This window comes from Devosia sp., assembly GCF_028290645.1.
Classification (GTDB): domain Bacteria; phylum Pseudomonadota; class Alphaproteobacteria; order Rhizobiales; family Devosiaceae; genus Devosia_A.
This window is the reverse complement of the sequence record NZ_JAQGJL010000255.1, coordinates 1-14805: the sequence shown is the minus strand read 5'-3', so window position 1 is coordinate 14805 and position 14805 is coordinate 1. Positions and strand designations below refer to the sequence as shown.

General features: G+C 67.8%; 11 protein-coding genes. 3 read left to right on the top strand and 8 right to left on the bottom strand.

What is annotated here, in order from left to right; translation table 11 throughout:
- Nucleotides 1-69: 69 nt before the first annotated feature.
- Nucleotides 70-1482, bottom strand: coding sequence for an exodeoxyribonuclease VII large subunit (xseA, locus tag JWQ89_RS14150; RefSeq protein ID WP_299642031.1), 1413 nt, complete (start codon nucleotides 1480-1482; stop codon nucleotides 70-72).
- A gap of 208 nt (nucleotides 1483-1690) precedes the next feature.
- Here xseA and purD point away from each other — a divergent pair, with 208 nt between their 5' ends.
- Both purD and JWQ89_RS14140 read left to right on the top strand, forming a co-directional pair.
- Nucleotides 1691-2971, top strand: coding sequence for a phosphoribosylamine--glycine ligase (gene purD / locus JWQ89_RS14145; RefSeq protein ID WP_299642029.1), 1281 nt, complete (start codon nucleotides 1691-1693; stop codon nucleotides 2969-2971).
- Nucleotides 2972-3023: 52 nt separating this feature from the next.
- Entirely contained in the window at nucleotides 3024-3998 is a 975-nt protein-coding gene (locus JWQ89_RS14140; RefSeq protein ID WP_299642028.1) for a patatin-like phospholipase family protein, read from the top strand.
- Nucleotides 3999-4157: 159 nt separating this feature from the next.
- On the opposite strand, the gene JWQ89_RS14135 is transcribed toward JWQ89_RS14140, so the two are convergent.
- Nucleotides 4158-4598: a nucleoside deaminase gene (locus JWQ89_RS14135; RefSeq protein ID WP_299642026.1), complete on the bottom strand. Its 441-nt coding sequence runs from the start codon at nucleotides 4596-4598 to the stop codon at nucleotides 4158-4160.
- A 282-nt stretch (nucleotides 4599-4880) separates the two neighbouring features.
- Between JWQ89_RS14135 and mutL the strand changes: the two genes are divergently transcribed.
- Nucleotides 4881-6719: a DNA mismatch repair endonuclease MutL gene (gene mutL / locus JWQ89_RS14130; RefSeq protein WP_299642024.1), complete on the top strand. Its 1839-nt coding sequence runs from the start codon at nucleotides 4881-4883 to the stop codon at nucleotides 6717-6719.
- Nucleotides 6720-6946: 227 nt separating this feature from the next.
- On the opposite strand, the gene rsmD is transcribed toward mutL, so the two are convergent.
- The 6 genes from rsmD to JWQ89_RS14100 form a co-directional block, all read right to left on the bottom strand.
- Entirely contained in the window at nucleotides 6947-7504 is a 558-nt protein-coding gene (rsmD, locus tag JWQ89_RS14125; RefSeq protein WP_299642022.1) for a 16S rRNA (guanine(966)-N(2))-methyltransferase RsmD, read from the bottom strand.
- A gap of 3 nt (nucleotides 7505-7507) precedes the next feature.
- Nucleotides 7508-9430 (bottom strand): pseudouridine synthase, encoded by a 1923-nt coding sequence (locus JWQ89_RS14120; protein WP_299642020.1) that lies wholly within the window; start codon nucleotides 9428-9430, stop codon nucleotides 7508-7510.
- A gap of 49 nt (nucleotides 9431-9479) precedes the next feature.
- Complete coding sequence (locus JWQ89_RS14115; RefSeq protein WP_299642018.1) at nucleotides 9480-10115, bottom strand: hypothetical protein; 636 nt, start codon at nucleotides 10113-10115, stop codon at nucleotides 9480-9482.
- Between the two features lie 89 nt (nucleotides 10116-10204).
- Nucleotides 10205-10684, bottom strand: coding sequence for a signal peptidase II (lspA, locus tag JWQ89_RS14110; protein WP_299642016.1), 480 nt, complete (start codon nucleotides 10682-10684; stop codon nucleotides 10205-10207).
- Nucleotides 10685-10982: 298 nt separating this feature from the next.
- Nucleotides 10983-13931, bottom strand: a complete 2949-nt coding sequence (ileS, locus tag JWQ89_RS14105) for an isoleucine--tRNA ligase (RefSeq protein WP_299642015.1) — start codon at nucleotides 13929-13931, stop codon at nucleotides 10983-10985.
- Nucleotides 13932-14171: 240 nt separating this feature from the next.
- The coding region (locus JWQ89_RS14100) for a riboflavin kinase (protein ID WP_299642013.1) at nucleotides 14172-14805 on the bottom strand (634 nt) is incomplete at its 5' end.

The following is a 14805-nucleotide window of genomic DNA, read 5'->3' as shown; positions in this document are numbered from 1 at the left end:
CGCCGCTTGCTGACCGGTACATGAACGAAATCCAACGCTAGACCTGCAGCATGGCGATGCTGGGGCGGATCAGAACAGGCTCTCCTGCCCGCTTTCGTCCGGAGGCGGCTTGACGCGCTTGCGCACGCCGGGAGCGCCGCCGATGGTGGCGCCGACGGTGCCGTCGGAGACCTGGATGTGCACCGGGTCGCCGGGCTTGACCTGGACCGTCTGCTTGACGATGCGGCCCTCGAAGTCGGTCACGATGGCGAAGCCGCGATCGAGGACGTTGCGATAGCTCACGGCGTCGAGAAGCTTGGTCAGCGATTCGAGGCGCTGACGGCGCTGGTCGATCATGCTGCGCAGCGCTGGGGTGAGCCGTCCGGCGGGCGGCGCCAGCTTGCTGCGAAGGTGGCGGACTTCGTTGCGAAGAGCGATTGGCGACAGGCGCCCCGATATCCGCGCGAAGGCGAGGCGCTTGCGCTGGCCGGTGTGCCGCAGCTCGGCGACGAGTTTCGAAGCTGCAAGGTCGAGCCGCTGGCGGGCGGTGGCGACGATATCGAGCGGGCGCGGCAGGCCGGCGGCGGCGGCGCGGAAGCGGTCGCGATAGTTGGCGGTGATGCGACGCGAAGCCTGGCGCTGGCGGCTGCCGAGCTCGTCCACATAGCCGATGAGATCGGCGCGAACGGGGACGGCGGCCTCGGCGGCAGCGGTGGGGGTGGGGGCGCGATGGTCGGAGGCGTAGTCGACGAGGGTGGTATCGGTCTCGTGGCCGACGGCGGTGATCACCGGGATGCGGCTCGCGGCGACGGCGCGGACCATGATTTCTTCGTTGAAGCCCCAGAGGTCCTCGATGGAGCCGCCGCCGCGGGCGACGATCAGCACGTCGGGGCGTGGGATCGGGCCATCGGGCAGCAGCGCATTGAAGCCGTGGATGGCGGCGGTGACTTCGCTGGCGGCGGTCTCGCCCTGGACGCGCACCGGCCAGACCAGCACGTGGGACGGGAAGCGGTCGGAGATGCGGTGCAGGATGTCGCGGATCACCGCGCCGGTGGGCGAGGTGATGACGCCGATGACGCGCGGCAGGTAGGGCAGCGGGCGTTTCCGCTCGGAGGAGAAAAGCCCCTCGGCGGCGAGCTTGCGGCGCCGGTCCTCGAGCAGCGCCATCAGCGCGCCGGCACCGGCGGGTTCGATCTGCTCGATGACGATCTGGTATTTGGACGAGCGCGGGAAGGTGGTGAGCCGCCCGGTGACGATCACCTCCATTCCCTCCTCGGGCTTGAAGGTGAGCCGGGGCCAGGAGCTCTTCCAGACCACGGCGTCGATCGAGGCGTTTTCGTCCTTCAGGGTGAAATAGGCGTGGCCGGAGGAGTGCTGGCCGCGATAGCCGGAGATCTCGCCGCGCACCCGGACGTGGCCGAACTCGTCCTCGACGGTGCGCTTTACCGCCTGGGCGATCTCGGAGACGGTGAACTCGGCGGCGTTGGTCAGCGGCACGGACATGGGTGAGAGGTGCGGGAAAGGGGCGAGTCCGTCAAGGGTGGCGAGCGTACGCCGCGCATGCTAGAGGGCCACCGAACTTCCTTCTCCCCTTGAGGGAGAAGGTGGCGCGAAGCGCCGGATGAGGGGACGGATATCGCGACTTCCCCTCACCCGCCCTGCTTCGCAGGGCACCCTCTCCCTCAAGGGGAGAGGGAAGAAAGAGGGCGAGATGCGCATTCTGGTGATCGGCTCGGGTGGCCGCGAACATGCCTTGGCCTGGGCCATTGCCAAGTCGCCGCGCTGCGAGAAGCTGTACGTGATGCCGGGCAATGGCGGCACCGGGGCGATTGCCGAGAATGTCGCGATCGACATTACGGACCATGCGGCGGTGGTGGGGTTCGCGCTCGCCAACGCCGTCGATTTCGTGGTGATCGGGCCTGATGCGCCGGCAGTGGCGGGGCTGGGGGACGATGTGCGGGCGGCGGGGATACTTTGCTTCGGGCCGAGCAAGGCGGCGGCGCAGCTCGAGGGGAGCAAGGCCTTCACCAAGGAGCTGTGCGACGAGGCGGGGGTGCCGACCGCGGCCTATGGGCGGTTCGACAACGAGGCCGGGGCGCTCGCCTATGTGCGTGAGCGAGGGGCGCCGATCGTCATCAAGGCGGACGGGCTCGCCGCGGGCAAGGGCGTGACCGTGGCGATGAGCATCGAGGAGGCGGAGGACTCGGTGCGCGACTGCTTCTCCGGCGCGTTCGGGGACTCGGGCTCGACCGTGGTCATCGAGGACTATCTCGAGGGCGAGGAAGCGAGCCTCTTCGCGCTCTGCGACGGCGAGAGCGTGGTGATGCTGCCGAGCGCGCAGGACCACAAGCGGGTGTGGGACGGGGATCGCGGGCCCAATACCGGCGGGATGGGAGCCTACTCCCCCGCCCCGGTGATGACGCCGGAAATGACGGCGCGGGTCGAGAACGAGATCATCCTGCCCTCGATCCGCCGCATGGCCGAGCGCGGCACGCCGTTCACCGGGGTGCTGTTCGCGGGCATCATGGTGACGGCGGGGGGCCCCAAGCTGATCGAATACAATGTGCGGTTCGGCGATCCCGAGTGCCAGGTGCTGATGCTCAGGCTGCAATCGGATGCGCTCGACCTGCTGGAGGCGACGGCTCGCGGTACGCTCAGTGCGGTGAAGCCGGTGTTCAGCGATGACGCGGCGCTGACCGTGGTGCTGGCCGCCAAGGGCTATCCGGTGAGCTTCGAGAAGGGCAGCGAAATCCGCGGCGTGGACGGGCTCGACGGCGAGAACCTGGTGGTGTTCCACGCCGGAACGTTCCGCCCGGACGGCAAGCTGCTGGCCAATGGAGGGCGGGTGCTCGACGTCACGGCGCTGGGAAGAACCGTGGCGGAGGCGCGCGATCGGGCCTATGCTGCGGTGGACAAGATCGACTGGCCGGAGGGCTTCTGCCGGCGCGATATCGGGTGGCGCGCCGTCGCAAGGGAACTCAAACCGGTCTGAACCTCTTATAAACCGGCCAAGCGTACCCTACGTCGTTATCGTGACCCATGAATTGACATCGACGGTCGTGCTGACGCCGCTGCAGCGGCGGGGGCAGGAGATTGTCGATCGGCTGCGCGGCATCCACCTGGAACACCCCACGGGACGTGCGCCATCGGGGTCCGAACCGAGGATCGGCGTGGCGCTGGGCGGCGGCTCGGCGCGCGGGCTGACCCACATTCCCTATATCGAGGCGATGGACGAGATGGGGCTGCGGCCCCATGTCATCGCCGGCACGTCGATCGGCGCGCTGATCGGCGCGGGCTGGGCAGCGGGAATGACGGGGGCGGAACTGCGCGAGCACTCGTTCTCGGTTCTGGGTACGATGCGGATCATCGCCGGGCGGCTGTGGGGCGCGCAGGTGCGCAACCTCGGCAACTTCTTCCAGGCCGGCTTCAACGTGCAGCTCGACGCCTGCCAGGTGGTCGACGCGTTCCTGCCCGACCCGTTTCCCTACGAATTCAAGCAGTTGAAGACCAAGTTCTACGTGGTCGCCACCGATTTCCAGTCCTGGCACCAGGCGGTGTTCTCGGAGGGGCCACTGCGGCAGGCAATTGCCGGCTCGATCGCCATTCCGAGCCTGTTCAAGCCGGTGCCGTTCGCCCATCACCTATTGGTCGATGGTGGCGTGGTGAACCCGCTGCCGCTCGACCAGGCGGCGGCGGATACGGACATCCTCATCGGCATCGACGTCAACGGCGATCCGTCCGAGCAGCTCAACAAGCTCAACCACAAGGCGCTCGATGTGTGGTTCGGCTCGGCACAGATCATGATGCATTCGCTGACCGCGCACATGATGGCGGCCTATCCGCCCGACGTCTATGTGCGCCCGCATCTCAGCAGCTTCGGGGCGCTCGAATTCTGGCGGGTGCGCGAGATCGTGGCGCATGTCGAGAAGGACAAGGACAACTTCAAGCGGGCGCTGGAGAAGCGGGTCGAGGCATTCGTGCGGCATGACGCGGAGTCGATGCGGGCGGAGGATCGGTAGGGCGGTTGTCTTGAGGCCGGTGGCTGTGGACCCCCACCCCTGTCCCCTCCCCCTAAGAATGGGGAGGGAGACGCTTTCGCTACGCCTGGTGTTTTGGTCTGCCTCCCCAGCAAGGGGAGGGGACAGGGTGGGGGTTCACAGCCACCGGCTAGCGACCGGCTACCGCAGCCGCTGGAAAAATTGCCGCATCAGTTCGCCGGAGCGCTTGGCTCCCAGTCCGCCGATGACCTCAGGGTGGTGGTGGCAGTTCGGGCTTTCGAACAGGCGGACGCCGTTGTCGATGGCGCCGGCCTTCAGGTCTTCGGCGCCGTAGTAGACGCGCCGCAGGCGGACATGGGCGATGGCGCCGGCGCACATGGCGCAAGGTTCGAGGGTTACGTACAGGTCGCAGCCGTCGAGGCGGCCGGTGCCGCGGGTCGCGAGCGCCGTGCGGATGGCGAGGAATTCGGCGTGGGCGGTGGGATCGTTCAGTTCGCGCATGCGGTTGCGCTCGGCGGCGAGGATGGTGTCGCCATCGACGATGACGGCGCCGACCGGGGCTTCGCCGCCGGCGGCGGCGGCTTCGGCGAGGGAGAGGGCGAGGTCCATGGGGGTGGGCATGTCAGCTTCACTAACATTGCGGGCGCGACCTTGCCACCGGCCCATCTCCCCCCTTGCGGGGGAGAATGGAATTTCTTGGGCTTAGCTTCTTGGCTAAGCCTTGGAAATTCCAAGAGAGGGGGTGCGGAGCCAGGGTGCCCTCCACGACCCCCTCTCTTGCGAAATCTAAGGCTTAGCCAAACGGCTAAACCTAAGATTTCGCTTTCTCCCCCGCCTAGGGGGAGAGGCGATGTGGCACCAGCGGGGCTGGAACGCTAGACTTTGCGTTCAGGAGAATCGCCCTTGCCCATCCGCCAGCTGCCCGAGGATCTGATCAATCGCATCGCTGCGGGCGAGGTGGTGGAGCGGCCGGCGAGTGTGGTGAAGGAGCTGGTGGAGAACGCCATCGATGCGGGGGCGAGCCGCGTTACCATCACCACGGCGGGGGGCGGGCAGAGCCTGATCCGGATCGAGGATGACGGCGTCGGGATGGACGAGGCCGACCTGATGCTGTCGGTCGAGCGGCATGCGACGTCGAAGCTGGCGGATGACGGGCTCGAGGATATCCGGACGCTGGGGTTTCGCGGCGAGGCGCTGGCCTCGATCGGGGCGGTGGCGGAGCTCAGCATCGCGTCGCGCCGGGCCGAGGATGCGGGCGGGCTGCGGATTGCGGTCACGCACGGGGTGAAGGCGCGGCCGGTGCCGGTGGCGATGAACCGGGGCACCATTGTCGAGGTGCGCGAGCTGTTCGCCAATGTGCCGGCGCGGCGGAAGTTCCTGAAATCGGAGCGGGCCGAGGCCGGGGCGGTGACCGATATCGTCAGGCGCCTCGCCATGGCCAATCCGGGGGTGCAGTTCGTGCTCGAGGGGGCCGACCGGACGAGCTCGAACTGGCCGGGGCGCGAGGGCGACGGGGCGCTCAGGGCGCGGCTTGGCGATGTGATGGGCGCCGATTTCGGCGACAACGCAGTGACGCTGGCGACGATGCGGCACGGCATGGTGGTGACCGGGCTTGCGGGGCTGCCGACCTATACGCGGGCCAATTCGCTGAGCCAGTATTTCTTCGTCAACGGGCGCTCGGTGCGCGACAAGGTGCTGGTGGGGGCGATCCGGGCGGCCTATGCGGATTTCGTGTTTCGCGACCGGTTTCCGGTGGCGGCGATCTTTCTGGCGGTGGATCCGGCGGATGTGGATGTGAATGTGCATCCGACGAAGGCGGAGTTGCGGTTCCGTGACCCCGGGGCGGTGCGGGGGGCGGTGATCCGGGCGATCGGGGAGGCGCTGGAGGCGGCGGGGCATCGGGCGGCGTCGACGGTGGCCGGGGATGTGGTTGGGGCGTTTCGGGTGCCGGTACCTGCCTCCGCCGGGCCTTTCGAGCATAGCTCTCAAGGCCTTCTCACCTCGAATGGCTCCACGGGAGCCATTCGCCCTTCGGGACGGTTCGAAGCCCCTCCCCCGCTGGGCGGGGGAGGATCCCCGACTGCGCGTTTCGCGGATTTTGCCGAGCCCAGTGCGCGGTATGACGTGACGGACCCTGCCCCGGCCGCGGAACCGGCGGAGTATCCGCTGGGGACGGCTCGGGCGCAGATGTTCGACAATTTCATCGTGGCGCAGAACGGCGACAGCCTGCTGCTGGTGGACCAGCATGCGGCGCATGAGCGGCTGGTCTACGAGCGGTTCAAGGCGCAGATGGCGGCGGGGCCGGTGGCGAGCCAGATGCAGCTGATCCCGGTGGTGATCGAGTTGCCGGAGGAGGATTGCGCGCGGCTCGAGGAGGCGGCGCCGGTGCTGGAGCGGCTGGGGCTCTATCTGGAGCGGTTCGGGGCGCGGGCGGTAGCGGTGCGGGAGACGCCGGCGCTTCTCGGGCAGGCCGATATCGAAGGGCTGGTGCGGGATCTGGCCGATGGGCTGGCGGAGTGGGACAGCACCGCGGCGCTGGCGGACCGGCTGGAGGCGATCATCGGGCGGATGGCGTGCCACGGCTCGGTGCGCTCGGGGCGGCGGTTGCGGGTCGAGGAGATGAATGCGCTGCTGCGCGAGATGGAGGCGACGCCGCATTCGGGGCAATGCATCCATGGGCGGCCGACTTATGTGGAGCTGAAGAAGGCGGATATCGAGCGGTTGTTTGGGAGGACGCGGTAGGGGGCGTCGTACAAGCGACTCCCTCAGTCGGGATTCCCTTCTCCCCTTGAGGGAGAAGGTGGCGAGCGAAGCGAGACGGATGAGGGGAAGGATCGTAACTGCCCCTCACCCCGGCGCTGCGCGCCACCCCTCTCCCTCAAGGGGAGAGGGAAGAGCGACGCCTTGCGTCGCGACCCCTCATCTGCCCTTCGGGCACCTTCTCCCACGAGGGGAGAAGGCGATCGCTGTCAGGTCACGGCCTTGATGAAATGTACCGCGGCTGCGCCGTATTCTCGGCGGTCGTCGACTTCGAAGCCCTCGGGGAGCGTGAGTTCCACTTCGGCGCTTTCCTCTAGGACGATGGTGGCGTCCTTGGCTAGCCAGCTGCCTGTCCGCAGCGATACGAGCGCCTGTTCGCCGAGGCCCTTGGCGTAGGGCGGGTCGAGGAAGATGAGGTTGAAGGGGCCCATGTTGCCGGCGGGGCCGAGGGCGGTGGCGTCGCGGCGGAGGAGCTTGGCGATGCCGGCGATGCCGAAGGCCTCGATGTGGTCGCGGATGAGGCCGCGGGCTTCGGCGCCGGTGTCGACGAAGACGGCGCTGGCGGCGCCGCGCGACAGGGCTTCGAGGCCGAGCGCGCCGGTGCCAGCGAAGAGGTCGAGGACTTTGAGGCCCTCGAGATGGACGCCGATGCGGCTACCGAGGATGTTGAAGATCGATTCGCGTGCGCGGTCGGAGGTCGGGCGGATGCTGTCGTCGCTTGGCGACAGCAGCGCCTTGCCGCGAAACTTGCCGGCGACGATGCGCATCGGTTACTCGCGGGGCTTCTTGGGTCCGCGGGGACGGTCGCCGGCGGGGCGGCCGCCAGCGGGACGAGCACCACCGGGCTTGCCGGTGAACGGCTTCTTGTCGCCGTAGCTGCGGGGCTTGTCGCCGAAGGAGCGCGCCGGACGGTCGCCGCCTTCACGGGGCGGGCGGGTGCCGTATGGCTTCTTGTCGCCGAACGAGCGCGGACCGGCATCGCTGCGCGCCGCGTACGGCTTCTTGTCGCCTAGCGGGCGGCTGCTGGTGCGCTCCCGCGGGGTAGAATTGCGCGGGGCGTACGGACGCTCCTCGGCACGGGGAGGACGGTCGCCGCCGTCGCGCGGCGGACGGGCGCCGGAGGACTTCTTGTCGCCGTACGAACGTGGGCCGGCATCGCCGCGGGGCGCGTATGGCTTCTTGTCACCGAAGCTGCGCGGCTTGTCGCCATAGGCGCGGGCGGGACGGTCGCTTGCGTCGGTGCGGGGGGCGTAGGGCTTCTTGTCGCCATACGGCCGCGAGGCACCATCGCCGCGCGGCGCGTAGGGTTTCTTGTCGCCATAGGGGCGATCGCCGGCCGGGCGGGCCGAACGAGGCTTGTCACCGTAGGAGCGTGCGCTGGCCGGCTTGTCGCCATAGCTACGCTTCTCGCCATAGGCGGGCTTGTCACCATACGGGCGCTTGCCGGCAGGCTTGTCGCCATAGGGGCGCTTGGGGCGGTCGGTGCCTTCGGGGCGCGGGGCGCGGGCCGGGCGGTCTTCGTGATGGGCGGGGCGGCCGAAATTCTTTGCCGAGCTGTCCTCGGGGTCGTTCCAGCGCTTGCGTTCTTCGCCTTCGGGGCCCTCGCGCCGGGGCGGCTTGACGCGGATCTCGGCCTCGCGGCCATCCTCGAAATGGATGGTGCGGATTTCGCCCGGATCGACCGGACGGGGGCGGCTGGGGGCGCGCACCGGCTTCTTGTCGAAGCGGCCGGGGCGATCCTGGCGGGGGCGTTCGGCGAGCGCCGCGGCGGCTGCGGCCTCGGTGTCGTCGTCCTCGAAGCGGAACTTGTTCTCGCGCGACTTGTGCGGCGAATCCTTGCGCAGCTCCCTGCCCGGCGCGGCGGCGCGGAGCTTGGGATTCGTGGCGGGCTTTTTCTTCGGCGCCGTTTCGGGCATTTCGCTCTCGAAATCGGTGTTGGCTTCGGCGGCGAGGCGCTTGCCGAGCTGGTCGCGCAGCACGCGGGCGGCCACCACCTCGACCTCGCCCTCGGGCAGGTCGCCGAGCTGGAACGGGCCGTAGCTGACGCGGATCAGGCGGTTGACCTGCAGGCCGAGCGCGCCGAGGACGTTCTTGACCTCGCGGTTCTTGCCTTCGCGGAGGCTCAGCACCAGCCAGGTGTTCGAGCCCTGGGCGCGCTCGAGGATGGCTTCGATGGGACCGTACTGGATGCCCTCGATCTCGATGCCGTCCTTGAGGGTATCGAGCTGGGCCTGGGTGACGGAGCCGAAGGCGCGGACGCGGTAGCGGCGGAGCCAGCCGGTGGCCGGCAGCTCGAGCACGCGCTTCAGGCCGCCATCATTGGTGACCAGCAGCAGGCCTTCGGTGTTGATGTCGAGCCGGCCGATCGAGACGACGCGCGGCAGGTCCTTTTGCTCGAGCGCCTCGAAGACGGTGGGACGGCCCTCGGGGTCCTTCTCGGTGACCACGAGCCCGGCGGGCTTGTGGTAGAGCCAGACGCGGGTGCCCTGGCGCGCCGCGAGCGGCTCGCCGTCGACCTTGATCTTGTCTTTTTCGGAGACGTTGAAGGCCGGGGTGAGGACCTTCTTGCCGTTGACGGTGACGCGACCGTCCTTGATCCAGCCTTCGGCATCGCGGCGGGAGCAGAGTCCGGAACGGGCGATTACCTTGGCCAAGCGATCGCCGTCCGTCGGGACGGCTGAAATATCAGGCATGACGAACTCCTGCGTGACCCGTTACGGGCGGCGCATCTTTCGAGTTAAGTTATTGAGCCTGCGCGGCGAGGGCCTTGCGGACTTCCGGCGGGCACGACTTGTCGGTGAGCGGCACGAGCTCGCCATTGGGGGCGAGGCATACCATGTCCTGGCCCTTGACGGTGGTATAGTACTCGTCGGGCGGCAGATAGAGCGGACGCGGGCCGCCCTTGAGCTTGGCGGCGGTCATGCGGGCGGTGAGCTGCTTGGTCTCCACCTCGGTGAGCGGCCGGCCGTTGAGGGTGCGCAGGTCGACGACGCGCGCATTGCGCAGGCGCTTCAGGTCGGCCTCGGAGAGATTGGACGTATCGATCTGCACGCGGCTCGAATCCTCGGGCAGCAGGGCTGCAGTCTGGTCGGCCTTGGCATCCTGCGGTGCAGGCAGCGCGGCGTTGCTCTTGGGCAGCACCAGCGGGCCGCGGCGCTCGGCGTTTTCCGCCTTCTCCTCGCGGTCCATCATGCCCATGCCCTTCATGGTCTCGGTCAGCACTTCGCGCTCGAAGGTGCCGACATCGCTCAGGGCATTGGTGCCTTCGGTGGTGGTGCAGGCGCTGAGTCCCAGCCCGAACACCAGCCCAACGGCCAGCAATCCGCCCCGGCTCACGGCTTTGAAACTGGGCCGCCGCCCGGTCAAATCACTCAGCATGAGACATCCCTTTTCCGCGACCCATTGCGCCCCGCGCGGGCCTTATAGACCAAGCCCGGCCGTAAGACCAGATTGAGGCGCCTTTGCGATCAGGCCGGCTTGCTGCGGCCGATCCCGAGGAAATCGAGGAGGAGCAGCAACACCCCCAGCGTGATCGCGACGTCGGCGATATTGAAGATATAGAACGACCAATCCTGCCAGTGAAAATGAAAGAAATCCGCAACGGCGCCGTAGAGCACCCGATCGAGGGCGTTCGACACGGCTCCACCGATGGCCAGCATCAGCCCGAAGCGGACCAGCGCGTCCGAGCTGCGGGACCACCAGACGCCAAGTGCGAGGATTGCGACGATGGCGATGCCGCCCAGCGCCCAGACCGGCAGGTCGTTGAGCAGGCCGTAGGAAACGCCGGGGTTCCATACCAGCACGTAGTCGAAGAAATCGGTGACCGGCACCACCTCGCCGCCCCGCCAGCCGCCGAGGTCGATCTGCAGGTATTTCTGGCCGCGATCGAGGGCGAAGGCGAGGAGGCCGACGAGGAGTGAGGGGATGAGGTAGGGGCGGGTCAGCATCGTGGCTCCGCACCCCGCTCGGTGGTGCCCGCATGAGTTGGCATCGCGGCTGGGGCCCCCCACCCCTGTCCCCTCCCCCGAAAACGGGGGGAGGGAGACGATGGCACCGATGTCTCGGTGGAGGGCTCCCTCACACTTTCGAGGAGGAGTTGCTGCGGCATCGCGGCTGGGGCCCCCCACCCCTGTCCCCTCCCCCCAAAACGGGGGGAGGGAGACGATGGAACCGATCTCTCGGTGGAGGGCTCCCTCCCCCTATTGAGGGGGAGGGGACAAGGGTGGGAGTCGGTTTGCACAGGCCTCAGAGCCCCGCCGCCTTGCGTTCCCGCATGGCTTGGGCGTCGCGGATAGAGAGTTCGGGGAACTCCTTGTCCATTTCGCTTTCGGGAAAGTAGCGGCGCGAGCGGGCGCATTGGCGGCCCTGGGCCTTGGCGAAGACGACGGACACGCCGCGCACTTCGTCGGTGCGGAAGGCGTCGGCCGGGCCCTCGCCTTCGGTGACTTCGATGCCGGAGGTGATGGAGACTTCGGCCATGTCGACGCCGCGCACTGCGGCGGCCAGGGACTCATCGGCGATGAACAGCTTCGGGGCCGCTTCGAGCGAGGAGCCGATGACCTTGTCGCGGCGGGCGATTTCCAGGGCGCCAGTGACGGCTTTCCTGACCTCACGCACCTTTTCCCACTGCTCGGCGAGCTTCCTGTCGGTCCAGGTCGCGGGGAGCTGCGGGAACTCGCGCAGGTGCACCGACGAATCGGCGCCCGGGTGACGCTCGAGCCAGGCCTCTTCCATGGTGAACACCAGGATCGGGGCGAGCCAGGCGGTGAGCGCATCGAAGACGTGGTCGAGGACGGTCAGGCTGGCGCGGCGGCGCACCGAGCTGATCGGGTCGCAGTAGAGCACGTCCTTCCTGATATCGAAGTAGAACGCCGAAAGGTCGATGTTCATGAAGTTCGACAGCGCCGCGACGATGCGCTTGTAGTCGTAGGCCTCGTAAGCCTCGCGCACGAGGGCGTCGAGTTCCTTCAGCCGGTGGAGAATCAGCCGCTCGAGCTCGGGCATGTCGCGATAGTCGACGGTCTCGTCGGCCTTCCTGTGCGCGAGGTTGCCGATCAGCCAGCGCACGGTGTTGCGGAGCTTGCGATAGCTGTCGACGGTCGAGTTGATGATCTCCTTGCCGATGCGGAGGTCATCGGAATAGTCCGACTGGGCCACCCAGAGGCGGAGGATATCGGCGCCGTATTGCTTGATGACGTCCTGCGGGGCGGTGGTATTGCCCAGCGACTTCGACATTTTCTTGCCCTCGCCATCGAGGGTGAAGCCGTGGGTCAGCACCGACTTGTAGGGGGCAAAGCCGTTGGTGGCGCAGCTTTCGAGGAGCGAGGAATGGAACCAGCCGCGGTGCTGGTCGGAGCCCTCCAGATACATGCCGGCCGGGAACTGCAGGTCAGGCCATTTCTGCGGGTTGCGCAGCACCCAGGAATGGGTGGTGCCGCTCTCGAACCAGACATCGAGGATGTCGTCGATCTTGGTCCAGTTGTCGGGATCGGGCACGGCGTTGCCGAGGAAGCGCTCCTTGGCGCCGGGCTTGAACCAGGCGTCGGCGCCTTCGGCCTCGAAGGCCTGGCCGATGCGGTGGTTGACCGACTCGTCGGTGAGGATCTCGTTGCGCTCGATGTTGTAGAACACGGCGATCGGCACGCCCCAGGCGCGCTGGCGGGACAGCACCCAGTCGGGGCGCTCGGCGATCATCGAGCGCAGGCGGTTCTGGCCCGCGGCCGGATAGAAGGTCGTCGCATCGATGGCGGCGAGGGAGCGGGCGCGCAGCGTGTCGCCTTTCCGGCCCTCGATGTCGCGGTCCATGTAGACGAACCACTGCGGGGTATTGCGGAAGATGATGGGCTTCTTCGAGCGCCAGGAATGCGGATACTGGTGCTTGACGCGGCCGCGGGCGACCATGGCGCCGCGCTCGGCAAGGGCAGTGATGACGCGCTGGTTGGCGTCGCCCTTCTTGCCGTTGTCGTCGATGATGCGCGCGCCCTCGAAGCCGGGGGCGGCGGCAGTATAGAAGCCGGCGTCGTCGACCATGAAGGGGATCGAGGGGTCGATGTTGAGGTCCGCGAGCTTCCGCGACGAGCTCATCCAGACCTCGAAGTCGTCGAGGCCGTGGCCGGGCGCGGTGTGGACGAACCCGGTGCCCGCATCATCGGTGACATGCTCGCCGGCGAGCAGCGGGACTTCGAACTCGTAGCCGCCGGCGAGGCCGCGCAGCGGGTGCATGGTCGAGGTGATGTGCGCCGGATCGACGTCGCCGATGCGGGCATAGGCCTCCACCTTGGCCTTGGCGAAGACTTCACCGGCAAGCTTGTCCGCCAGCACGTATTTTTCGCCCTTGGCGGCCCAGTTGCCCTCGGGGGCCTGGGTCACCTCGTAGAGGCCGTAGCTGATCTTCGGGGAATAGCTGATGGCGCGGTTGGCCGGGATGGTCCAGGGCGTGGTGGTCCAGATGATCACCGAGGCATTGAGGTCGTGGAAGGCCTTCGAGGTGATCTCGCCGCCGCCCGAATGGATGGGGAACTTCACCCAGATGGTGTCGCTCTCGTAGTCGGCATATTCGATCTCGGCCTCGGCCAGCGCGGTGCGCTCGACCACCGACCACATGACGGGCTTGGAACCGCGATAGAGCTGGCCGGAGGCGGCGAGCTTCATCAGCTCGCGGGCGATCTGCGCCTCGGCGTCAAAGCTCATGGTGAGGTAGGGATTGGACCAGTCGCCGAGGACGCCGAGCCGCTTGAACTCCTCGCGCTGGATGTCGACCCAGTATTGCGCGAAGCTGCGGCACTCGCCACGGAACTCGTTGATCTCGACGTCGTCCTTGTTCTTGCCCTTACTGCGGTACTGCTCCTCGACCTTCCACTCGATGGGGAGGCCGTGGCAGTCCCAGCCCGGCACGTAGGCGGAGTTGTAGCCGAGCATGGTCTTGCTGCGGGAGACGAGGTCCTTGAGGATCTTGTTCAGCGCGTGGCCGATGTGGATGTTGCCGTTGGCGTAGGGCGGGCCGTCGTGCAGGGTGAATTTGGGCTTGGTCGCAGCGGCGGCGCGCTGGCGGGCGTAGATGTCCATGTCTTCCCAGCGCTTGAGCCAGCCCGGCTCGCGGTCGGGCAGGCCCGCGCGCATCGGGAACTCGGTCTCGGGCAGGAAGAGCGTCGCGCTGTAATCGGTATCCGCGCCGCTGGAGGGGGTGTCGTTCATCGTCAACTACCATGGAAAGTTGCGGGCTTTTAGCAAGGCGGGAGTATTGGTGCCAGCGGCAATTGGACGGGGGGCCGGGAGGGCTCACGCTTGCCGCCGGTGCGTGGGGAGCCCCACCCCTGTCCCCTCCCCCTCAAAAGGGGGAGGGAGACCCATGCACAGGCGTCTCGGCAGGCGTCTCCCTCCCCCTGTTCAGGGGGAGGGGACAGGGGTGGGGGTCGGCTTCCACCGGATCAAAGGTTAGCGGAAGAACCCCAGCTTCTCGTCCAGCTCCGACACGGGCAACGTCCCCTGCAGCTGTTGCCGGGCAGCCGCGGCGTCGTTGTTCACTGCCGCGATCAGTTGGTCGAGACCGGCGAACTTCACCTGGCCGCGGACGGTGCCGAGGAGGGCGACCTCGAGGGTTTCGCCGTAGATATCCTCGTCGAAATCGAAGATCCAGGTTTCGAAGGGCGGGCGCTCGTTGTTGAACATCGGCTTGCCGTAGCTGGCGACGCCGTCGAGCAGGCGGCCGTTGAGTTTTACCCGCACCGAGTAGACGCCCTGCTTGAGGCCGAAGCCGGTGGGGGTGGCCATGTTGGCGGTGGGGAAGCCGAGCTCCCTGCCCCGCTGGTCGCCCTTCACCACCGTGCCGGAGGTGAACCAGTGGTAGCCGAGCAGCTGCGAGGCGCCGGCGACGTCACCCTCGCCGAGCAGCGAGCGGATGCGGGAGGAAGAGATGTGGTCGTCGCCCTCGTCGAGCATGTCGAGGATTTCGACCTCGAAGCCGTGGCGCTGTCCGGCGTCCCGGAGGAAGGCCGGGGTGCCCTTGCGGTTGTGGCCGAAGTGGAAGTCGGCGCCCACCGAGACGCCCCGGACGTTCAGCGCGCCGACG

Bases quoted from the DNA above. Each gene is read 5' to 3' on its own strand.
- xseA (WP_299642031.1), bottom strand. From the start codon at position 1,482: ATGTCCGTGCCGCTGACCAACGCCGCCGAGTTCACCGTCTCCGAGATC.
- JWQ89_RS14120 (WP_299642020.1), bottom strand. From the start codon at position 9,430: ATGCCTGATATTTCAGCCGTCCCGACGGACGGCGATCGCTTGGCCAAG.
- lspA (WP_299642016.1), bottom strand. From the start codon at position 10,684: ATGCTGACCCGCCCCTACCTCATCCCCTCACTCCTCGTCGGCCTCCTC.
- ileS (WP_299642015.1), bottom strand. From the start codon at position 13,931: ATGAACGACACCCCCTCCAGCGGCGCGGATACCGATTACAGCGCGACG.
- JWQ89_RS14135 (WP_299642026.1), bottom strand. From the start codon at position 4,598: ATGCCCACCCCCATGGACCTCGCCCTCTCCCTCGCCGAAGCCGCCGCC.
- JWQ89_RS14115 (WP_299642018.1), bottom strand. From the start codon at position 10,115: ATGCTGAGTGATTTGACCGGGCGGCGGCCCAGTTTCAAAGCCGTGAGC.
- purD (WP_299642029.1), top strand. From the start codon at position 1,691: ATGCGCATTCTGGTGATCGGCTCGGGTGGCCGCGAACATGCCTTGGCC.
- rsmD (WP_299642022.1), bottom strand. From the start codon at position 7,504: ATGCGCATCGTCGCCGGCAAGTTTCGCGGCAAGGCGCTGCTGTCGCCA.